The organism is Arthrobacter parietis (genome assembly GCF_039530425.1).
Lineage (GTDB): Bacteria > Actinomycetota > Actinomycetes > Actinomycetales > Micrococcaceae > Arthrobacter_D > Arthrobacter_D parietis.
Window position 1 is genome coordinate 1 of record NZ_BAAAON010000003.1, and the last position, 20,398, is coordinate 20,398.

The 20,398-nt window shown below is 64.3% G+C and carries 18 protein-coding genes and 2 pseudogenes; 5 read left to right on the forward strand and 15 right to left on the reverse strand.

From position 1 onward, the window contains the following. The 3 genes and pseudogenes from ABFX19_RS12150 to ABFX19_RS12160 all read right to left on the reverse strand — a co-directional run. Positions 1 to 439 (reverse strand): annotated as a pseudogene (locus ABFX19_RS12150) (ABC transporter C-terminal domain-containing protein); the annotation flags it as partial. Between the two features lie 21 nt (positions 440 to 460). Then, positions 461 to 1,225 (reverse strand): HNH endonuclease signature motif containing protein, encoded by a 765-nt coding sequence (locus tag ABFX19_RS12155; RefSeq protein ID WP_346028428.1) that lies wholly within the window; start codon positions 1,223 to 1,225, stop codon positions 461 to 463. A gap of 143 nt (positions 1,226 to 1,368) precedes the next feature. Continuing rightward, positions 1,369 to 3,198: an ABC-F family ATP-binding cassette domain-containing protein gene (locus ABFX19_RS12160; protein ID WP_346028429.1), complete on the reverse strand. Its 1,830-nt coding sequence runs from the start codon at positions 3,196 to 3,198 to the stop codon at positions 1,369 to 1,371. A 409-nt stretch (positions 3,199 to 3,607) separates the two neighbouring features. Here ABFX19_RS12160 and ABFX19_RS12165 point away from each other — a divergent pair, with 409 nt between their 5' ends. After that, positions 3,608 to 3,847, forward strand: coding sequence for a hypothetical protein (locus tag ABFX19_RS12165; protein ID WP_346028430.1), 240 nt, complete (start codon positions 3,608 to 3,610; stop codon positions 3,845 to 3,847). 41 nt (positions 3,848 to 3,888) lie between these two features. On the opposite strand, the gene ABFX19_RS12170 is transcribed toward ABFX19_RS12165, so the two are convergent. From ABFX19_RS12170 to ABFX19_RS12195, 6 genes are all read right to left on the reverse strand, one after another. Next, complete coding sequence (locus tag ABFX19_RS12170) at positions 3,889 to 4,839, reverse strand: 4-(cytidine 5'-diphospho)-2-C-methyl-D-erythritol kinase (protein ID WP_346028431.1); 951 nt, start codon at positions 4,837 to 4,839, stop codon at positions 3,889 to 3,891. A gap of 87 nt (positions 4,840 to 4,926) precedes the next feature. Next, positions 4,927 to 5,055: a hypothetical protein gene (locus ABFX19_RS12175; protein ID WP_346028432.1), complete on the reverse strand. Its 129-nt coding sequence runs from the start codon at positions 5,053 to 5,055 to the stop codon at positions 4,927 to 4,929. 169 nt (positions 5,056 to 5,224) lie between these two features. Beyond that, complete coding sequence (locus tag ABFX19_RS12180) at positions 5,225 to 8,119, reverse strand: EAL domain-containing protein (protein ID WP_346028433.1); 2,895 nt, start codon at positions 8,117 to 8,119, stop codon at positions 5,225 to 5,227. Positions 8,120 to 8,341: 222 nt separating this feature from the next. Then, positions 8,342 to 9,052, reverse strand: a complete 711-nt coding sequence (locus tag ABFX19_RS12185; RefSeq protein WP_346028434.1) for a hypothetical protein — start codon at positions 9,050 to 9,052, stop codon at positions 8,342 to 8,344. Positions 9,053 to 9,336: 284 nt separating this feature from the next. Beyond that, positions 9,337 to 10,074 (reverse strand): GAF and ANTAR domain-containing protein, encoded by a 738-nt coding sequence (locus ABFX19_RS12190; protein ID WP_346028435.1) that lies wholly within the window; start codon positions 10,072 to 10,074, stop codon positions 9,337 to 9,339. Between the two features lie 189 nt (positions 10,075 to 10,263). After that, entirely contained in the window at positions 10,264 to 10,731 is a 468-nt protein-coding gene (locus ABFX19_RS12195) for a hypothetical protein (protein ID WP_346028436.1), read from the reverse strand. Positions 10,732 to 11,141: 410 nt separating this feature from the next. Between ABFX19_RS12195 and ABFX19_RS12200 the strand changes: the two genes are divergently transcribed. Then, complete coding sequence (locus ABFX19_RS12200) at positions 11,142 to 12,035, forward strand: SRPBCC family protein (RefSeq protein ID WP_346028437.1); 894 nt, start codon at positions 11,142 to 11,144, stop codon at positions 12,033 to 12,035. Positions 12,036 to 12,085: 50 nt separating this feature from the next. On the opposite strand, the gene ABFX19_RS12205 is transcribed toward ABFX19_RS12200, so the two are convergent. The 4 genes from ABFX19_RS12205 to ABFX19_RS12220 form a co-directional block, all read right to left on the reverse strand. Beyond that, a complete protein-coding gene (locus ABFX19_RS12205) occupies positions 12,086 to 12,526 on the reverse strand; it encodes a DUF2975 domain-containing protein (protein ID WP_162252855.1) in 441 nt (146 codons plus the stop codon). A gap of 25 nt (positions 12,527 to 12,551) precedes the next feature. Beyond that, positions 12,552 to 12,761 (reverse strand): hypothetical protein, encoded by a 210-nt coding sequence (locus tag ABFX19_RS12210; protein WP_235563285.1) that lies wholly within the window; start codon positions 12,759 to 12,761, stop codon positions 12,552 to 12,554. Positions 12,762 to 12,854: 93 nt separating this feature from the next. Continuing rightward, positions 12,855 to 13,733: a 16S rRNA (adenine(1518)-N(6)/adenine(1519)-N(6))-dimethyltransferase RsmA gene (gene rsmA, locus ABFX19_RS12215; protein ID WP_346028438.1), complete on the reverse strand. Its 879-nt coding sequence runs from the start codon at positions 13,731 to 13,733 to the stop codon at positions 12,855 to 12,857. Positions 13,734 to 13,863: 130 nt separating this feature from the next. Next, positions 13,864 to 15,120 carry a resuscitation-promoting factor gene (locus tag ABFX19_RS12220; protein ID WP_346028439.1) on the reverse strand — a complete coding sequence of 419 codons (1,257 nt, stop codon included), beginning with the start codon at positions 15,118 to 15,120 and terminating at the stop codon, positions 13,864 to 13,866. Between the two features lie 333 nt (positions 15,121 to 15,453). On the opposite strand from ABFX19_RS12220, the gene ABFX19_RS12225 reads away from it, so the two are divergent. Both ABFX19_RS12225 and ABFX19_RS16095 read left to right on the forward strand, forming a co-directional pair. Further along, entirely contained in the window at positions 15,454 to 15,882 is a 429-nt protein-coding gene (locus tag ABFX19_RS12225; protein ID WP_346028440.1) for a helix-turn-helix domain-containing protein, read from the forward strand. A gap of 69 nt (positions 15,883 to 15,951) precedes the next feature. Further along, positions 15,952 to 16,383, forward strand: a pseudogene (locus ABFX19_RS16095) (RES domain-containing protein); the annotation flags it as partial. 48 nt (positions 16,384 to 16,431) lie between these two features. Here the strand turns inward: ABFX19_RS16095 and ABFX19_RS12230 are convergent. After that, complete coding sequence (locus ABFX19_RS12230; protein ID WP_346028441.1) at positions 16,432 to 18,036, reverse strand: peptide chain release factor 3; 1,605 nt, start codon at positions 18,034 to 18,036, stop codon at positions 16,432 to 16,434. 155 nt (positions 18,037 to 18,191) lie between these two features. After that, positions 18,192 to 19,136: a TatD family hydrolase gene (locus ABFX19_RS12235; RefSeq protein ID WP_346028442.1), complete on the reverse strand. Its 945-nt coding sequence runs from the start codon at positions 19,134 to 19,136 to the stop codon at positions 18,192 to 18,194. Positions 19,137 to 19,336: 200 nt separating this feature from the next. Here ABFX19_RS12235 and ABFX19_RS12240 point away from each other — a divergent pair, with 200 nt between their 5' ends. Further along, positions 19,337 to 20,395, forward strand: a complete 1,059-nt coding sequence (locus tag ABFX19_RS12240; protein ID WP_277359063.1) for an AAA family ATPase — start codon at positions 19,337 to 19,339, stop codon at positions 20,393 to 20,395. Positions 20,396 to 20,398: the final 3 nt, after the last annotated feature.

The following is a 20,398-nucleotide window of genomic DNA, read 5'->3' on the forward strand; positions in this document are numbered from 1 at the left end:
TCGGGGGTGTGTCTGCGTGCCATAATTCGTGAATTTCCTCCTGTGTCCATTCTCGGACACGAAACTCACACAGACACTGGACTTCTAACTGGGGACCCAACCACAGCCACTGCTCAAGGGACTCCTGCTCTGCCTGCAGCTCCTGAAGGTTTGTGTCGAGGCCGGACACTTTCTCGAAGTCGACCGTGGCCTTGCTGCCGGCGTCGCTCATCTGCTGGTTGATCTTCTCGATCTGCGAGCTGGTCTTGGTCATCTGCCGCTCAATGCGGGTCAGATCCTTCTTCGCCTGGCGGGCCTCCTCCGGTGAGGGGCCTGCAGACCCGGCAGCCGCCGCCGTCGTGCCGTTGCCGCTGTCCGTTCCCATCGGGGTGCCGGCAAGGTTGTCGCCGGAAGCCCTTCCCCGCCGCAGCCGCAGGTACTGGTCCAGCCCGCCGAGCAAGTCCCCCAGCCTCTCCCTTCTCTATCCGAATACGAGACCCGCCCCACAACGGCTCATCACGTTCCCGGTCAGGAGGCCCCCATCGATTTGGCTCTCCTTCGAGTCGAAGCGAATATTCGTGCCTCCAACTGTCATATGCACTTCCGCTGTGACTAGGGGGAAATCAAGCTCATCCTTCAGGACCAGTATCCGAGGATGAACCGCCTCCAGTATCTCGGCGGATTCCCAGACCTTGAAACGGACGCCCACGTCATCGCCATTGGCGTACTGTACGCGGAGTGAGCTGCCGTTTGGTGGACTGTCCACATCGAGCGGATCTCCTCGGATCTCCCAGTCGTTTGCTATGAGTTCCGTGCGCGGCTGGCCAGAGGCACTCAGCATCCTGATATTCAGAAGCAGGTACCCACGCTCGTCCCGGTCAAACCAAATGATCGGTTGATCACGGAACACAACCATGTTCGGCGTTTCGTGATAAAAGTTCCCGCCAACGATCCCGACCACTTCATGGCGCATCCACTCAAATCGTCCGCTTACTTCTGCTGTGTGAGACTGCTCTTTGAGTTCTCGGCACTGCTCGGCGGTCCAGGCGTCGGCTTTCCTATGATGCACGCTACAGAGAGCCACCATTCCTTCTGGACGATGGTGTTGCTCGACGTGCCATGGCGGATCGAAATGGTGGTATTCCAGGTACGGAGTACCGCACCCTTTAACCGGACATCCGAATCCAACTTCGCGTCGCAGTTGCTTCCTAATAGCGACTGGTGGTGTGCGACTAAGCTTCGGCATTGGGCTCCCTATTGCGCATCGAGTTCGGATCGAAAGACTCCGAGACTGGTCCACGTCTGATAGTAAGAGCTAACCCCGGAGGATATGCACCGGGTCGACGCGACTGCGATGGCACGCCTTCAAGAAGCGGTTCGGTAGTGGGATCACTCCCCCAAGGCCTCCGCGGCTGCCAGCCACTGCTCCTCGAGTGACTCCTGCTCAGCCTGAAGCTCCCGCAGCTTCGCGTCGAGGCCGGACACCTTCTCGAAGTCGACCGTCGCCTTGCTGCCGGCGTCGCTCATCTGCTGATTGATCTTCTCGATCTGCGAGCTGGTCTTCGTCATCTGCCGCTCAATGCGGGTCAGATCCTTCTTCGCCTGGCGGGTCTCCTCCGGTGACGGGCCCTCAGAACCGGCTGCCGCCGTCGTCGTACCGTTGCCGCTGTCCGACCCCATCGGGGTGCCGGCGAGCTTGTCGCCGGATACTGCTGCTCCCCGCCGGAGCTGCAGGTACTGATCCACACCGCCGGGCAGGTCGCGGATCTTGCCGTCGCCGAGCAACGCGAGCTGGGTATCGGTGACGCGTTCAAGCAGGTACCTGTCGTGGGAAACCACGATCAGCGTCCCGGGCCACCCGTCCAGCACATCCTCCACGGCCGCGAGGGTGTCTGTGTCCAGATCATTGGTGGGCTCATCGAGCATCAGCACGTTCGGCTCCCCCACCAGCAGACGCAGCAGCTGCAGACGCCGCCGCTCCCCACCTGAAAGGTCACCGACCGGTGTCCATTGCCGCTCATTGGTGAACCCGAGCTGTTCCACGAGCTGGCTCGCCGACACTTCCTTCCCGCCGACGGACACCACCCGCTTTTCCTGCTCAATCACTTCGGTGACGCGGAGGTGGTTGACGTCGTCGAGCTCGCGCACGTCCTGTGACAGGATCGCCGTCTGCACCGTCTTGCCGCGCTTCAAGCGGCCGGAGGTAGGCGCCATCTCGCCATTGAGCAGCCGCAGCAGCGTGGTCTTGCCGGCACCGTTGACGCCGACGATCCCGAGCCGCTGACCTGGCGCCAACCGCAGGGTGATGCCCTTGAACAGGGGCTTGTCCCCCAGCTCCAGCGAGACGTTCTCCAAGTCCAGCACGTCCTTGCCCAGCCGGGCGGTGGCGAGCTTGCTGAGCGCGAGCGAGTCACGCGGCTCTGGAACGTCCGCGATGAGCGCGTTGGCCGCCTCGATGCGGAACTTCGGCTTGGCGGTCCTTGCCGGTGCGCCGCGGCGCAGCCAGGCCAGTTCCTTCTTCACCAACTGTTGGCGCTTGCCCTCAATCACGTTGGCCATGCGGTCACGTTCGGCGCGGGCAAGGACGTAAGCGGCGTATCCGCCGTCGAACCCGTCCACAATGCCGTTGTGCACTTCCCAGGTGCGGGTGGAAATTTCGTCGAGGAACCAGCGGTCGTGGGTGACCACCAGCAGCCCGCCCTCGGTGGGGCGCCAGCGCTGCTTGAGGTGCTGAGCAAGCCACGCGACGCCTTCCACGTCGAGGTGGTTGGTGGGCTCGTCGAGCATGATGACGTCGTCGTCCCCTATTAACAGCTTCGCCAGCGCCACACGGCGCTTCTGCCCGCCCGAGAGGGAGTCCACGCGGGCGTGCCAGTCCACCTCCGCCACGAGGCCGCCCATGACGTCGCGGATCTTCGGGTTGGACGCCCACTCGTGGTCGGCCTGGTCGCCGACGATGGCGGCGCCGACGTCGAGGTCGCCGTCGAGCACGTCGTTCTGGTTCAGGTATCCCACGGTGACGTCGCGGCGTTTGGTGACGCGGCCGTCGTCGGGCGTGGTGCGCTGGGCGAGCAGGCGCATCAGGGTGGATTTGCCGTCACCGTTGCGGCCGACCATGCCGATGCGGTCACCCTCCTCCAGTCCGAGGGTGACGCCGTCCAGGATGGTGCGGGTGGCAAAGGTGACGCTGATGTTCTCAGCACCGAGCAGATGGGCCAACGTAGATACTGCTTTCGTTATGGGGATCAGTGTCCAACTTAGAACACTCCGGGGCACACGGGAAAACGCCTGATCGGTAGGCAGCTGAGATTGCGCACTCCGGAACCGCCGTTCATCGCGGGCATGCTGTACGGTGAAGAAGGAGTTCCAGCTATACGTCCTTCGACGGATTTTGAGCACACAGGATCCGTTGCCGCCCGCACCTCATTCCCGCGGTGCCTGGCTGTGGTTATTCATCACCACCCGGAAGCCACACAGCCGCTTCCCTCCCTGGAGCAGACCTCCAGACCTTATCCTTCGCCCCCGCCGGCACCCGGTCGGAGCGCCTGATCCGCATCTTCGTGAACCAGCCCCTCCTTCCTCCTGCCAGTTCCCGTGACCCCTCCTGGGTCACGTAAGGAGAACAGCCATGAGTTTCAACAGCAAAATCACGTCCAGCCAGCCCTTTCCCGCAAGCCTGCGCGCACTCCCCGACCGCGCCCTGCACGTGCTCAACAGCAAAGTGCATCGCGCGCAGGATGCGGAGTACCGGCACGGAATCCCTGAGATGGAGACCGAATTCCGGAAGGAAGAACTCCGCGAGGAAATTTCACGACGCGAAGCGTTGAGCGCTACCGCCTCGTACCCGGCACTGCGGATCGCGACCTAAAACTCGGTCCGAGCGATCCGCGCGGTGCTTCCCGATGCGGGCTAGGCGATGTAGTCGCTGACAATTCTCGCACCGTGGGCGGGACCGTGCACCAGTTCTGTGGTGAGGCCGGCGGTGGCCAGGAGTGCGTCCACGGTTGCGGCGTGATCCTCGGACTCGGCAAGGAAAGCGACCGTGGGGCCGGATCCGGAGACGATACCGGCGAGCGCACCCGCTTCCCTGCCGGCGGCAAGGACGTCCTTCAACTCGGGTGCGAGTTCCAGGGCTGCGGCCTGCAGGTCATTGTGGAGCAGGTCAGCGAGGGTGTGCGCGTCACCGGAGCGCATTGCACTGAGAATCTGCGGATCGATCTCGGGGATCTCCGGCGGCTGCTCACCGCTGGCGAGGCGGAGGTCATCGAGCGTGCGGTACACCTCCGGTGTGGATAGCCCGAATGATGATGGCACCAGGACCCAGTGCAGCGGTGTCTTGGAAATGGCGGGTGTGAGCTGCTCCCCCACCCCAACTCCGACGGCGGTGCCGCCGATAAGCGCGAACGGTACGTCCGCGCCGAGGTCGATGGCGATTTTGGCGAGCTCGTCGCGGGAGAAGCCGCTGTTCCACAGGGCGTCGCAGGCGAGGAGTGCTGCTGCGGCGTCTGCTGAGCCTCCGCCCATGCCGCCAGCGATCGGGACGCGCTTGGTGATGTTGAGGTGGACCCCGGTGGACTTCTCGCTCAGCTCGGCCAGCAGTGCAGCCGCGCGGGCGGCGAGGTTGCTGGCGTCGAGGGGGATTTCCTCCATCGGGAGGTTGAGGCTGCCCTGGCCGTCCACCGTGACGGCGATGGCGCCGTCGTCCGTGGCTGTAGCGGTGATCTCCTCATACAGGGAGACGGCGAGGTAGACGCTGGCGACGCTGTGGTAGCCGTCCTCGCGGGGAGGACCCACCCGGAGGGAGACGTTGATTTTGCCCGGCGCCTTCACCCGTACGGCGCGGGGACCCGTTGTGCGCATCCCTGCCGTTCTCCCAGCCACCATGGTGTCCAACTTAGATCACGTCAGGGCTGAGGAGAAACTGCCGGGTGCTGTGACCTGCGGGTTTCAGGGGCGCTGGTTGTCAGCGGTTACTTCGACGGGAAGGGGCTGCAGGCGCTGTGCGCTGGCCCGGCGATCAAGGATTACTTTGGCGGCCACCGCGAGGAGTAGGACGGGGGCGGTGAGAATAGCCATGCCAATTAATAGGTCGATGAGTTCCAAACCGATTGCACCAAGCTTTCGTTTTCTACGGACGCCTCATCCATGAATAACGTATGTGTTTATAAGCCGGTTCCCAAATTGGGGGACGGTGGGTCGCTTTTGGAGGTGCGGGCCCGAGGTGCTCGGGGCGTGCCCGTGGAGATCAGGTGCAGCTGACCAGCAGGTCCTGCAGTCCGCGGGCGTCGGCCGGATGGCCGAGGAAGTAGCCCTGTGCGCGTTCGCATCCCAGTGCCTGCAGGACGGCGAGTTGTTGGGTGTTCTCCACACCTTCGGCGACCACCCGGAGTCCGAGGCCGCGGGCCAGCCCTACGATGCCTGCAACGAAGGCATCAGAGCCGTCCGGTCCCAGCGTGCTGATGAAGGACTTGTCGATCTTGATCTCGCTCACGGGGAGCCGATGGAGTTGGGTCATCGATGAATATCCGGTGCCGAAGTCATCGATCGAGATACCGACTCCCAGTTCCTTCAGATTCCAGAGGCTGCTGACGTCGGCGTTCTCGGAGATCACCTGGGTTTCGGTGATTTCGAGGATGAGGGCTGTGGCCGGGAATCCTGACTCATGCAGGGTCTGCGTGACCAGATTGGCGAAGCATGCGGTGTTGAGCTGCGCTGCCGAAATGTTCACTGCCACCTCGATCGGATGGCCAAGGCTGTGCCAGACCGCTCCCGCGCGGCACGCTTCGGCCAGGACAAACGCACCGATCTCACCCATCAGATTGCTCTCCTCGGCGAGCGGGATGAACTCGGCGGGTGAAATCATGCCCAGCTCCGGGTGTCGCCAGCGCAGCAGGGCCTCAGCTGCCGCGACCTTGCGGGTCTCCAGATTCACCTGCGGCTGGAAAAGTACCTGCAACTCACCCCTGGCGGCTGCTCCCCGAAGATCTGTTTCGAGTTGGAGCCGGTACGGGGAATGCGTTCTGCCGGGAGCGTGTCCGCGGGTACGAGCCTTCGACCGGTACATGGCGAGATCAGCGGACTCAACCAGCTTCCGAGCCGCCTGGGTCACGTCATCCGGTGTACCGGCTGTCAGGGCTTCGCTGAGCGCTGTCCCGATAGCGGCGTCGAGGAACAATCTTTTCCCGTTCACCTCGAACGGCTCACCGAGAATAAGCCGGATCCGGGCAGCAATGCCCTCCACCTCGGCCTGCACTTCCGCCTCGGTATCGGCGTGAAGGTTCTCGAGAAGAACGATGAACTCGTCGCCGCTGTAGCGGGACACCAGATCACCCTCGCGTACCGCACTGGTGATCCGGGCCGCTACCTGCTGGAGGACGGAATCCCCGGCGCTGTGCCCGAGGCTGTCATTGATGCGCTTGAACCGGTTGAGGTCACAGAAGAGAAGCCCCACCCGCCCTTCGGTCCAGGCAGCCCTCACCAGTGCGGCTTCGATGCTGCTTTCCAGCTTCACCCGGTTGGGCAGCCCGGTGAGGGGATCGTGAAGGGCCTGCCGTTGGGTCTCCTCGAGGAGCCGTGCATTGTCCAGCGCGACGCCGGCCAGCCCGGCAAGCCCCGCCAGCCGCTCGGTCATCACACCCTCGATGCTTGTTGGCGCAGGCCTGTCAGCCCAGTGGGCCAGGATGATCCCGACCAGTTTCCCGTCGGTGGTGATGGGTGTGCCGGCGAAGGCTTGAATCTCGAATTCCTCCACCGTGCGCTGCGCCCACGCCGATCCGTTCCGGTCTGCCAGTTGCGGGAGGTTATTGGCGAGCATCTCGGCCAGTTCCGGGCTCTCTGCTGCCGTGGTCATGTAGTTCGCGAGCTTGTCCGCCAGGGCGCCCGTCCAACCCACCATCGCGCCGATCCGCACCTCGCCGGCGTCGTCATCCCACAGGGCCACAGCAGAACGGTCCGCGCCGGATAAGGCGGGAACGGCGTCGGCCACTGTCTGGGCCACCGTTTCGACGGTGGACCGTTGGTTCAGGGAGCGCGCCACCTCCAGGAGCAGCTGGGCGGTTTCGCCCTGTTCCCGGGTCTCGATAAACATCCGCGCAATATCCAGGCCGACGGCGGCGTGGTGGGCATAGGCGCTCAGCGTGGCCTCGTCCTCTGGGAAGAACTCCTGGCCGGGATACGCAACGGCGGCCAGTACCCCGTAGGAGTGATCGGCGGAGCTGACCGGGGAGGTGACGATGGGCAGACCAGTAAGGCTGGGATGTTTCAGGTTGAGCTCCGTACCGGAGCCCAGTGCCCCGGTCAGCAGGGTGCCTGTGCCGCGGGTACTGATGTGGCGACTGCCGTCCGGAAGGGTTACTGCCAGGAGATGGCCGGGTGCATGTACTGCGACGTTGGCCCTGCTGGCGATCCGTTCGAGGACCTCTGCCAGCGACTCTCCGCTGGTCAGGTCGGTTGCTGCACCCTGCAGCGCGTTCAGCCGGCGTTCGGCTGACTCCAGCTCAACCGGTGTGCTCTTCCTCCGGCGATCGACCCGGCGTCTGCGGAAGCGTCGAAACGGTTTCTCTTTCCACGTCACCTCGTAACGGCATTCCTCTGCGCCGTCCAACTGGCACAGATCGTGGGAAACCTGGGCCGGTGCCAGGCCGAAGAGCGCGGGGGCCTGGGCCAGCAGACTGAAGGTGTAGTCGCAGTCGACCTGGTGGGGAGCGTGCGGAGGCAGCACCCACCACCTGAGCACCGCCTTCCCGTCCGTCACCTCGTCGGCGCGGATGACGGAGCCCGTGTCCAGGCGGGTTGAGAGCCGGGACGCGCTGCCCAGCAGCACCGAGGTGGAGCCGTGCGCTCTGGCAAGGGTTCGTAGCGGTGCGAGGCCACGGTCCTTGAGCGCGGCCGGGCCGAGCAGCAACCCGATGCGGGGGTTGGAGGTTTCAGCGGTGGCGGCGTCAAACAGCCGCACGGTGGTGGCATGCGGAATCCGCCCAGTCACGCCGCTCAGCTTTGCTTTCTGAGCCTGCAGGCCAGCCCGCCGCAAGACCCGCTCCGCTCCTGATGGCCCGAGTTGGTCCGCGACCACCTGCAGTAAGAGCCGTGTGGTCGCTGTAGAGGTTTCTCCTCCTGTAGCGGCGCCGTCCAGATCTTCCACAGCACTTCTTCCTGCCTATAACGGAACTCCCCGGGGCACAACGCAGTGCCCGCACAACCCTTGAACGGTACCAAGGAGCCGTGGCCGTTTCGCCCGCGTTAGGCGAATCCTGCGGCAAAGCCGCCAGGAACGGTGTTATTCCTGCGCTGGGATCGGGTGGTTGCGGAACGGCGTGCGGAGGCGGGCGCCGTCGTCGTCTTTGTCTTCGTCGGTAGGGCCCGGCTACGGTGCGACGACTTCGATGGTGGCCCAGCGTCGGGTCTCGTCAATCGACTGTCCGCTGGGCATCCCGTCCGGAGTGGCCGTCAGCACGCCGTAGGTTCCGGGCGTGATGTCCGGTGACAGGGTGATGGTGAAGCTGTAGTTCCCGGAAGGGCTTGCGTAGGCGGACTGCTCGCCGATGATCGAGTAGTCCGTGCGTGAAGGCCCGAAAAAGACGGTGATTCGCTGGCCCGGCTGGTAGCCGCTGCCGGTGATGGTGAACGCCGTTCCCGCCTGGACGACGGTCTGCACAGAACCCCAGACGGGGCCCGGCGTCACCGTGTTGGGGGCACCCGCGAAGGGGTTGGGCTCACCGTGGGGTGGCGGGACGAATGGCGTGCCCGGGTTTGGCTCGCCGTGCGGCGGCGGAACAAAGGGATCGCCCGGAGCAGTGGGAAGCGGCTCGAGGGTCGGTGCAGGTTCCGCGGGGGCTTCTGTAGCTGGCGGAGTGCTTGGCTCGTCGCTGGGCTCCGGAGACGGCTCGGCGCTCGGCTCCGGGGTCTCTGCGGGTTCCTCTGTGGCGGTCTCCTCCGGGGTGGGAGTTGCGGACGGCGATGGAGAGGCGGAAGCGGTGGTGGTGCGGGCTTCGGGCTCACCGGTTGCGTTTGTGCAGCCTACAAGGAGGAGCGTGGTGGTGACGGTGAGGGCGAGGACTGCTGGGAGCTTGGACAAGAGACCGTACTTTCGGAACGAAGTAAATAAGAGGTGGCGTGGAATCGCCGGGCAAGAAACCCTGCAGTGCTGCATCCCCACTGACGGACTTTACTGCCCGGGATGCCTGCCCAACAGCACGGAATCATTACGTGAGCAAACCGTTATGCGGGCTGCGGTGGTCTTCTCCCGGCGCTCATACGGGCGCACACTTGAATTGTGCTCTTCTCGGAGCGGTCAAGCAGCGCGCTGTCCCGGGGAGGGTCACTCGGACGGGCCAGAGGGTAAGTTCTCAACCCTTCCGATCAGCGGTCGAAATGAGTCGTTGGTTCAGCCGCCTGACCGGCGCTGGCGACAATCTGGACTGCCAGTTCGCGCAGCTTGATGTTGCGGTGGGAGGAGGCTTTCTTGAGAAACTCGAACGCCTCGGTCTGGCTGCAGCGGCTCTGGCACATGATGACTCCGATCGCGATGTCGATGGCCGTCCGCGATTCCATTGCTGTTCTCAGATCCTCGGCTATCTCGCTGTGATGGGCAATCCGCACAGCCAGGCGCAGTGAACGGGCTGCTTCTGCGGCATAGGCGGCAGCTCTCTCTACGGTTTCATCCGTGAACTTGTGCGCCCTGTCCGCGTAGAGATTCAGCGCAGCCTTGGCGTCTCCCATGAGGTCAAAGGGAACAGCGAGAATGGACTGCATTCCGCGATCGGCGACAGCGCCGATGTAGTCCGCCCAGTGTTCTTCCTGATTGACGTCTGCAACGTGGACTGTGGTCTGGTTCCGTGCGGCGGAGAGGCACGGGCCGTCGTCGAACTTGTACTGAACTTCATCCATCTCTCGGGCGCGTTCACTACTGCTGGCTACGGTGGCAGCCTTGCGTTCCCGCAGCAGCGTGATGCCGCAGAGAATCTCTTCACGGTCACCGAGGGCACCGGCGGCATGCCGGCACAACTCGTTCAGGAAGGCCTCAACGTCTGCGGAATCGAGTACTGCGTCTTGCAGTCGGTGGTCGGTGCGTACATCGGAAAGCTCATTGCTGCTCACTGCAGCCTCCGGATCTGTCATGCCAGGCGGCACGGGAAGGTAGCTCAGACCCGCGGCGTAGACGGCGCGCCAAAGGAATGACCTAGCAACCATGACGGCGTAGCTAGTGGCGGCCGCTTTTTAACCGTAGGTACAGCCTACGTTTCGCCGTCCTCACGCGTCGAATTTTTCCGGACCGTCCCGCCGTCGTCATTTCGTGGCTTCTTCGGTCCCAAGGGCCTTCAGCTGCAGCCGGATCAGGCTCGGCGCTCCGGCTTCAAGGCTGTCCACGCTCAGCTGGATCTGGTGGCCTTCGTAGGTCGCGAGCGCAGAACAGACGCTGCTCAGGCCGATTGATTCGGGGCCTCTCTCGCAGGTTCCTTCGAGCTCGAACTCCCATCCGGAAGCCTCCGCCAAGCGCAGTACGTCTTCGGCTTCCAGCACCCGGTCAGCCTGCCACGTGCGGCTGAGGGTGGGGCAGGACTTGTTGTTGAAACAGATGAACCGTTCCCGCTCGACGTGCTGGGACACCACGGTCCAGCCTTGAGGTATCTCCAACTGATCGGCCACGGCTCCCAGCTGCACTGCTACCGAATCGTGGTGCGTCTTGACGAAGAAAAAGGCGCCGGCCCAGACGAGCACCATGATGAGACACAGCCGAATGGCCAGTTTCCGCATGCTTTCCCCCGAGACCGATCGAAGTTTTGTCGAGCATATAGAGGGCGCGGGTGGTGCGGGAAGCGTCGTGACCTAAACGATAGGTTCGCGCTTTCGTCGGTCACCCGCCGTCGGGCGCTGGACGCGCAGGCTTCACGTTCAACACGAGCATGCTGTCCGCACCTTCAACACCAGGAACGCGCCTGCCCAGGCAAGGATCATGCCGATGCACAGCCACCCCGCTACTTTTCTCACGCCCCCCCCCAAGGACGTCCCGGATGGTCTTCAACCTATCGGCGAAGCAACGAATCCCGCGTCCACCGCCGTCGTCGTTCTTGTGCCCAGCCATGGTCAGATGTACCGTCGATGGGTATGGTAAGCATACTGATGAATTGATCGTTCATCTGATGTTCCAATCCTAAGGAGACGCTATGAGCACGAGGATCGAGAAGCAGATTATGGTCAACGTTCCAGTGAGCGTGGCCTACAACCAGTGGACACAGTTCGAAGAATTTCCCCACTTCATGAGCGGGGTGAAGAAGGTTGAGCAGCTGACCGACGACCGCCTGCAGTGGGTTGCCGAAATCGGTGGCGTGAAGCGCGAGTGGGAAGCGAAGATCGTTGCTCAGGAGCCTGACCGCCGCGTCGCCTGGGCAGCCACCGAGGGCGCAACCAACGCCGGAGCTGTGACGTTCGAGGACGTCGGCGGCGGCCAGACCTCCATCCGGCTCGAGCTTGAGTACGAGCCCGAAGGCATGATCGAGAAGATCGGTGACAGGCTCAACGTCGTCGAGAAGGAAGCCGAGGGTGACCTCAAGCGCTTCAAGGAATTCATCGAGGACGAGGGCTATGCCACGGGCGCCTGGCGCGGGTCCGTCGCCGGCGACACCTTGGGTTCCCCAACCGTCACCGACGCCGCCGCCTCACGCGGGGACAGCGGCAAGGCCGGTATCTCGGGCAAGGCAGCAGCCGCAGGTGTTGGCGTGGCCGCCGCAGCCGCAGCTGGTGTCGCGGCAGCAGCGGGCAACAAGAAGAGCACCGATACGGAGGCGACCACTGTTGATGTACCGGTGGTTCCGGTTGAGGACACCACTCCCCCGGATGTCACCCCTGTTGTCGGCGGCGCTCCTGTGGACGTGGCACCCGAGACCGCATCCGAGCGGCCCCTCGGTGAGCCCTTCGACCAGACCAACGGACTTACCGACACAACCGGCGACTCCGACGGTCTCGCTGCCAGCGACACCCGCAGTGCAGTCGAGCGTGACGAGGATGATCGGACGGCCGACGGCTACATGCCTCCGGGCAGCCGTCCTGGCGCACCGTAACTCTCACACCCATCCACGGCGGCTTCCTTCGGGAGGCCGCCGTGTGGCGTTTAAGGTGCCTGTATTCGAGGTGCTTTGCTTCTCAGAACAACCACTGCGGCTATCAGGGCGAGGGCGGCGACCAGTCCCAATAACATCGCGGGCCCGCCAATGTTTTCGATGGACCCCGCGTGCACGCAGATGCCAGCGACCGTCAATGCCGACAGACACAGCGACGCTGTCATCACATCGATCCACCGCTGTGAGCCATTGGTTAGACTCTGTCGCCTTCTCCTGGCCGTAAGTCGCCATGCTGCCAGCAAGGCAAGCTCGAAGAAAGCGAGCGCAACCACAACTGCAGTGAGATACGGAATCTCCAGGTACGCAACCTCGGGGTAGCGCTCAGCAGCGTCAGCGGCAATCTGCGGAACAACCACGAACTGAGCCAGCAAGGAGCCAACTGCCAGAGCGCCGATGAGGATTCGGGCGAGTGCAATGTGGTGTCTGGTCATGCTTCGATCATCGTCCCAGCCAGCTTCACTGTCCCTCATCAGGGTCCTTCCACCCGCCGCGGTGGGACATTGACGGCACCGCAGGCTCGGGTGCCCTCCAGATGACGATCAGGGCCGTGGCCAGTGGACCCACCACAAGCGAGACCAGGAACCACACGCCCCGCGAACGATTCTTCTGTTCCGCAAGACCCGCGTTGATCAGGGCCAGTGTGAACCAGAAGAAACTCGAGCTCACGTACTCATCCATCGCTCCACCCCCATGAGAGACCATCAGGCATAACGCCTCGAGCCTAGCGGAGGGTCTGGACCGGGACCCGCAGGACCGTCGCTAGACGAGCGGAGGCTGCTTCGCCTCAGCGATGCGGGCAAACGCGTGAATGTCGAGCACTTCACCGCGAGCGGAGGGGTCCACGCCGGCCCGGGCCAACGCCTCACCCGCAAGCACGCCGCTGCCGGCCCAACTGGCCAGGGCGGCACGGAGAGTCTTGCGTCGCTGTGCGAAAGCGGCGTCGATGACGGCGAACACCTCTTCGCGGGAGGCTGTGGTTTGGGGCTGTTCATGCCGTTCGAACGCAACCAGCCCGGAGGCGATCTTCGGCGCAGGCCAGAAGACGTTCATGCCGATCACTCCGGCTTTGCGCATCTTGCCGTACCACTGGGCCTTCACCGACGGCACGCCGTAGACCTTGGAGCCGGGCGGGGCGGCGAGGCGGTCGGCCACCTCGTCCTGAACCATCACCAGTCCATGGCGCAGCGACGGGAAATGTGCCAGCAGATGCAGCACCACGGGGACGGCCACGTTGTAGGGAAGGTTGGCCACCAGGGCGGTGGGTTCGGCGGGTAGTTCGGTGATGCGCATGGCATCGCCCTCCACCACGTCGCAGAACGTGGCCCGTTCCGGGCGCCACCGCGTGATGGTCTGCGGCAGGCGTGCAGCCAGGACCGGATCAATCTCCACGGCCACCACGCGATGCGCGGCGTCCAGCAGACCAAGGGTCAGTGAACCGAGCCCGGGGCCAACCTCGAGCACCGTTTCCGCGGGATCAACGGCGGCAACCGAAACGATCCTGCGGATGGTGTTGCCGTCAATGACAAAGTTCTGGCCGAGCGTCTTGGTGGGACGGATCCCCAGTTCCTCGGCCAGTCGGCGGATTTCGCTCGCGCCCAGCAGGGCCTGTGCCGGGGATGAGCTCGCCTTGTCATTCACCTAGACATCGTAACGGGACCTGCGCCGGAGGCCGGGACCGGACGGCAGACCGGAACCGGCACGGCCCGGAACGCAGCAGCGCCCCTACCGATACTGGCAGGGGCGCTGGGAAAGCCGCGGAAGGAGTCGCTTACCGCAGGCCGAGCTTCGAAGAGCAGGAAGGCCAGTGGCCCCAGCCGCCGTTCTGCTTGAGCACCTCGGCAGTAGCGATCTGCTCGGCGCGCGATGCCTGGTGCGGCAGCGGTGCGTACTGGCCGCCGCCGGCACCAAGCCAGCTGGACTGGCTGAACTGCAGGCCGCCGTAGTAACCGTTGCCGGTGTTGATGGACCAGTTGCCACCGGACTCGCACTCGGCGAGGGCATCCCAAGCGGCGCCGCCGGATACCACTGCTGCCGGAGCGTGTGCGGGCGTTTCGATCTCCGCCGGAGCGGCGGCCTCGGCTGCAGCCTCAACTTCGGCCTCAGGCGCCTTATCCTCTTCCGGCTCGGGCGTCGGCTCCGGCTCTTCCTCCCGGGTGCCGACGGCGATAATTTCCTCGACGGGCTCGCGGGTGACCTTATCGCTCACGTTCTCCCTCTTACTCTCCTTGCCGTCAATGACGGTCACGGTGAAGACGCGGGTGCGCTCGCCTGCAACCCCGGCCTGGACCACTTCGCGTTCGCCGACGAGCAGCTCCTCGGTTTCCTTTTCGGTGGAGGTGAAGTCGATCGTCTCGGTCTCGGTGATCTTCTTGCCGGTCTCAACTCGGGTGACCTTGAGCCCCATGCCGGTGACCAGCGAGCTGTTCACCGGAACCGAGACGCGGTCTTCCTTGCCGAGCGTGACCTTCGCTTCTGCGAGAAGGTCCGCCACGGTGTTCATGGTGGTTTCGATGCGGGTGCTCTTGCCGTCAACAGCGAGGGTGACGTTCTTCGGCGTCGAAATGCTGAGGGTGGAGCTGAGGGTGACCAGCCTGGTTTCGGCCGGTGCGGAGATGTCCGAGTCGCTGGCCACGCCGAGATCATTGACGAGCTCGCCCACGGTCTCTCCCGTGGTGTGGACAATTGTTTCGGCTCCGTTGAGCCGGACGTCCACGGCGGTGGCCTTGTTGACCTGGATGGCAGCGCCGTCGTCAACCGGGGTTGCAAGAGCCGGGTACACATCGTCGTTCGCGGTGACGGTCACCTCCGCGGTCCGCAGGACCTCGGCCACGGTGCCGCCGAAGGTCTGGACGGTCTGTGCCTGCCCGTCAACCACCACCTGCACGCTCTTGCCGTTGCCCACGAAGGCCACCAGTCCAACCACCAGAGACAGCATGACCACGCCCTGTCCGGTCAGGACAGCCCAGGCCTTTGCATTCCGCCTGGCTACTCGCTTCGCCACTCTTTTTGCCACAACGTCCCACATTCCCCGCAGTATCCGGGCACGGGGAGAGGGCGCTCTGCAGCCGGCCCAATAAAAGCGGCAGCACAGAGTGCACAGGCAAATGAACGACGGCGGAGGGCGCCTCAAGCGCACCTCTGACGTTGAGCTGAGCACACCTGACATGCCTCATTCAGGCGCGGCTCAACGCCAGCGGTAATACACAAGGAACCCGTCCACAGCGGACGGCATCAGTCCGAAAGCCTTCCCCGACCCCGGCTAATAAGAGTTCACCGTAATCCAACCGTGATAATAGGGCAAGCTCCGGGCCGGGACTTCTACCGGCCCTGTTGGCCGTCCTTCAGTGAAGAAGATTTGGTGGCCGCCCTTGAACTGATGCAGCGCCCCGCGGCAACGGTCGATCTACCCGCCCACGACAGGGCCTTCTGGGAGAGGCACTCGGGAATTGCGAACCGTACGGCATCAGCGGAGGCATCGGTCGGGAATGTCGTTGCGCAGGTGCGCCTTGAGGCTGATGCTCTGACAGCCGAGGAGGTGGCGCAGCGCCTCCAGGTCGACGCATCCACGGTTCGGCACTATCGGCGTGAGAAGAAGCTGCACGCCTGCACCATGGGTGGCAGGCTGCGGTTTCCGCTCTGGCAGTTCACCAACCATGCGGCGCTGCCGTCCATTGGCCGGGTACTGGCAGTCCTGCCGGAAGATATGCATCCGCAATCTGTGGCCGGGTTCTTCACCACACCGCAACCAGACCTAATGCTGGAGGGCGCAGCCGTGTCCCCCCCGTGAATGGCTTCTCGGAGGCGGATCAGTCGATCATGTGGTCGGACTGGCGGAGGACCTGGCGGCCGGGCGCTAATGCCGGGTCAGTACCCGCCAAGTGTTGCCGAACTTCGCCGCATCGGCTGTGACACCCACCTGCTCAGTCAAGGGTCGGTGCTCTGGAGAGTCCACTTCACAAGCTCCCCACACCCCAAAGCGTGGAATGGCCTCCGCACGTGGGGGCCCGTACCCAGCTCACGCTGGGACCCGCATCCCGAGCCCGCTCAGGATCACGCACCTCTCGGCGCCGCGTATCTGGGCGAAAGGGTGGACACCTGCCTCGGCGAGGTATTCCAACTCACCCGCTTCGTCGATGTCGATCGGCACGCCCCCTATGTCACGGCAATCCGCACCACGGTCGATGTGAGCTTGGCCGACCTCACCGGCCCGTGGCTGATACGCGCCGGAGGCTCCGCACAGGTTGCCCTTCAGGAGAAGGAGCGCACCCGTGCCTGGGCTCGGGCCATCCACGCGGCATGGCCGGATCTCGACGGCGTGCTGGCTCCCTCGGCTCAGCTAAGCCCCAATCAGCTCAAGTGTGACATCGGGGAAGGCATCGGCGAAGTGGCCCAGTTTCCACCGGTCACCGAAGATGGCGATGCATTCGCCGTCCGATCGCCGCAGGATCTCCCCGCCCCGGAAGGAATCGGGAAGGGAACTCGGTGCAGCCGGGATGCGGCGGGCCAGGGTATAGGACAGCTGCTCCAGGGCAACCGGCGCGTTGAACTCGGTACGCATGCGCTGTTCTGCCACCTCGAACTGGAGCTGCCCGACGGCGGCCAGCACCGGCGCCTGGTCACCGCGCAGCTCAGAGCGCAGCACCTGGATGACGCCCTCATGATCGAGCTGCTCAATGCCGCGCCGGAACTGCTTGTACCGTCCGGGGTCTTTGGCGCGCACGGTGACAAACAGTTCGGGCGAGAAGTGCGGGATCTCCGGGAAGGTCACCGGCTCATCCTGGTAGAGGCTGTCCCCTACCCGGAGGCTCGTCGCGTTCACCAGCCCGACGACGTCTCCCGGCCAGGCCTGCTCCACTGCTTCACGCTCCCGCCCCAGAACGCGGTGCGCATACTTGGTGGCGAAGGGCCTGCCGGTCCGGGAATTGGTGATGACCATCCCCCGCTCGAACACGCCGGAGCAGATTCTGAGATAGGCGATGTGGTCACGGTGGGCGGTGTTGGCGCCGGCCTGGACCTTGAACACGAAGCCGGAAAACCCGCCTTCCAGAGGGCGGTGGGCACCATCCGCAGTAACCCGGGGCGTTGGTGCTGACCCCAGGTCCACCAGCAGGTCCACCAGCTGGCGCACGCCGAAGTTCCGGGCGGCCGCAGCGAACAGGACCGGAGTCTGCTGAGCTGCGGCAAACGCTTCAGCGTCGAAGTCTCCGTTGGAGGACGCCACCAGGCCCAACTCTTCGCTTGCGACGTCCCACACCTGTGCGGCGTGGGGATCGAGGTCGGCGGGATCGATGGTTGTTTCCCGTGCCGGCTGTGCGCCTCCCTCGACTGCTTCCAGTGCGATCGAGCTGGCGGTGCGCACGTCGAGCAGTCCCTCAAATTCGCCAGCAATGCCTGCGGGCCAGGTCAACGGAACCGGAACCATGTCGGTGCGCTCGCCGATCTGGTCAATCAGCCCCAGCGCGTCCAGGCCGGGCCGGTCCCACTTGTTAACCACCGTCACAATGGGAAGCCCACGCTGCTTGCAGACTTCGAGCAGCTTCACGGTCTGCGGCTCGAAGCCCTTGGCGGCGTCGATCAGCATCACGGCGCAATCGACTGCGGCCAGCACCCGGTACGTATCCTCGGAGAAATCAGCGTGGCCGGGAGTGTCCACCAGGTTCAGCACGGTATCGCGATACTCGAGCTGAAGTGCCGCCGAGCTGATGGAGATGCCGCGCTCGCGCTCCATGCCCATCCAGTCCGAGACCGTGCCGTGTCGGCTGGACTTGCCGTGGGTGACCCCGGCGTCCTGGATGGCGCTCGCGTACAGGGCCAGCGCTTCGGTCAGCGTGGATTTTCCCGCATCCGGGTGGGAGATGACAGCGAACGTCCGCCGCCTGCGCGCCTGCTCAGCGATGGTGGCAGGGCGTATCGCCTCCGAGAGGGTGGATGTGTTTGTCATGGGTTCCTCTTTCTACCTCTGAGGACTCCAACAGACCCCGAAATAACTCGACTTAGTGCTTCTTCGGCCGTGCAATGGACGTGCCCGTGCGAAGAAGGTTCTCAACCATCATCTCGCGTTCAGCGGGCATCGACATCATCGATGGGTTTGGGATCTCACTCCCACTCACCGTACGCGCGGCGGGTGTTCGCGTTGATGGTCCGGCACAGCTCCTCGAGGTCGGTCCCCAGATGTTCGGCCATGAACCGCACCGTGTAGGCAACGGCGTAGCTAGCGTTCGGCTGGCCCCGGAACGGATGCGGAGTGAGGAACGGCGCATCGGTTTCGGTGAGGATCAGCGAGGGATCCGCCACGTCCAGCGCTTCCCGCAAACCGCGGGAGTTCTTGAAGGTGACCGTGCCGGAAAAGGACATGAACCAGCCGTTGTCATTGCAGATCCGCGCCAGGTCGGCGTCGCCGGAGAAGCAGTGGAAGACGACCCGCGCGGGAGGTTCCTCCGAGCGCAGGACCTTCACGACGTCGTCGTGCGCGTCCCGGTCATGGATCTGCAGGGCGAGGTCAAGCCGGCGGGCAATGTCCAGGTGTCGGCGGAAGGAGTACTCCTGCCGTTCGCGGCCGTCCTCACCGGTGCGGAAGTAGTCCAGCCCGGTCTCGCCGATCGCCCGGATGCGGGGATGCTGAGCGAGGTGTTCGATCTCGGCGAGCGCATCCTCAAGCGTGCCTGCCTGTGCAAGGACGGGTGCTTCATTGGGGTGGATCGCCACGGCGCCCAGCAGGCGGGAATCACGGCTAACGGCGTCGACGGTGAAGCGGGAGGACTCCACATCCGTGCCCACCTGCACCGCGAAACCGACGCCGACGGCCTCCGCCGCGTCCATGGCGTCCGTCGCGCTGACGGCAACCTGCCCGTCACGGAAATCAAGGTGCGTGTGGTTGTCCATCACCGGGAACGGAAGTGGCTCCGGTGCCGGCGGATAGTCGAGTTTCCGGCTGCGGCCGCCCGCCTCGGGAGCACGTGACCTGCTGGAAGAATCTTCCGCTGAGGTCTCAACAGGCGTCTCAACAGGGCGGTACTGAACGGGGATCGAACTGGTGCACATGGTCCAACCCTAGACTTTCCTTGCAAAACCCAGCGGAGCTCCTGTGCTTCCTCCTGATCAAAGGAACTTTCCGCCACGAACCCCAGTTGTCCTAGTAGTCTTGAGCTAGTTAGCAACCGTTGCCCCGCACGTGTTTCACTGACGTATCTCCACACTGAGGTGGTGCCTACGTTCCCGGCAGCGTCTGACGGAAGGTATCGATGGACGCCCACAACCAGTACGCCACTCCGAACGGCACGGCGCCCAGCGCTTCCACAGGAACAAGTGCGGAGGCCGCCCGCCCGCCGATGACGGGCGAGACGTTCCATGACACCAGCACGCGCATCCTGCAGTCCATCAACACCGTGATTGACGGCAAGCCCGACGCCGCCCGGTTGGCTTTGACCGTGCTGCTCGCCGAGGGACATCTGCTGTTGGAGGACGTGCCGGGCGTCGGCAAGACCATGCTGGCCAAGACCCTGGCACGCACCATCGACTGCAGCGTCAACCGCATCCAGTTCACTCCGGACCTGCTGCCCTCGGACGTGACCGGCGTATCCATCTACAACCAGGATTCCCACCGGTTCGAGTTCCGGCGTGGGCCGGTGTTCGCGAACATCGTGATCGGGGATGAGATCAACCGGGCGTCCGCCAAGACGCAGTCCTCCCTGCTCGAATGTATGGAGGAACACCAGGTCACGGTGGATGGCTCCACCCACCGGCTGGCCGAGCCGTTCATGGTCATCGCCACGCAGAACCCGATCGAAATGGAGGGCACCTATCCCCTGCCCGAAGCCCAGCGCGACCGCTTCATGGCCCGCATCTCCATGGGCTACCCGGACATGAGCTCCGAGATGGACATGCTGGAGACCCACCAGTCCGTCTCGCCGCTGCGGTCCATCCAGCCGGTTGCCGGTGTTGAGGACGTTGCGGCGATGATCCGCCAGGTCCGGCAGGTGTACGTCTCCCCTGCGGTGAAGGAATACACGGTCGGGATTGGCCATGCCACCCGCCAGCACGCCCAGCTCCGCCTCGGCGCCAGTCCGCGTGGCCTGCTGCAGCTGCTGCGGGCGGCGAAGGCCGGTGCAGCACTGGAGGGCCGGGACTTCGTTCTGCCCGACGACGTCGCTGCCGTCGCCGAAGCCGTTCTGGCACACCGGCTCATCCTGGACCGTAAGGCACTCAGCTCCGGTGAGACGCCGTCGTCAATCATTGCCGGCATCCTCGCCCGCGTGCCGGTGGCACGTGACGCTGCGAGCGCCTCCTCCCGAAACGGCTAGGAC

Coding starts and splice junctions, on each gene's coding strand:
- ABFX19_RS12230 (WP_346028441.1), bottom strand. CDS start 18,036: ATGACAAACACATCCACCCTCTCGGAGGCGATACGCCCTGCCACCATC.
- ABFX19_RS12220 (WP_346028439.1), bottom strand. CDS start 15,120: ATGTGGGACGTTGTGGCAAAAAGAGTGGCGAAGCGAGTAGCCAGGCGG.
- ABFX19_RS12165 (WP_346028430.1), top strand. CDS start 3,608: ATGAGTTTCAACAGCAAAATCACGTCCAGCCAGCCCTTTCCCGCAAGC.
- ABFX19_RS12170 (WP_346028431.1), bottom strand. CDS start 4,839: ATGCGCACAACGGGTCCCCGCGCCGTACGGGTGAAGGCGCCGGGCAAA.
- ABFX19_RS12205 (WP_162252855.1), bottom strand. CDS start 12,526: ATGACCAGACACCACATTGCACTCGCCCGAATCCTCATCGGCGCTCTG.
- ABFX19_RS12175 (WP_346028432.1), bottom strand. CDS start 5,055: ATGGCTATTCTCACCGCCCCCGTCCTACTCCTCGCGGTGGCCGCCAAA.
- ABFX19_RS12155 (WP_346028428.1), bottom strand. CDS start 1,225: ATGCCGAAGCTTAGTCGCACACCACCAGTCGCTATTAGGAAGCAACTG.
- ABFX19_RS12195 (WP_346028436.1), bottom strand. CDS start 10,731: ATGCGGAAACTGGCCATTCGGCTGTGTCTCATCATGGTGCTCGTCTGG.
- ABFX19_RS12240 (WP_277359063.1), top strand. CDS start 19,337: ATGGACGCCCACAACCAGTACGCCACTCCGAACGGCACGGCGCCCAGC.
- ABFX19_RS12200 (WP_346028437.1), top strand. CDS start 11,142: ATGAGCACGAGGATCGAGAAGCAGATTATGGTCAACGTTCCAGTGAGC.
- ABFX19_RS12235 (WP_346028442.1), bottom strand. CDS start 19,136: ATGTGCACCAGTTCGATCCCCGTTCAGTACCGCCCTGTTGAGACGCCT.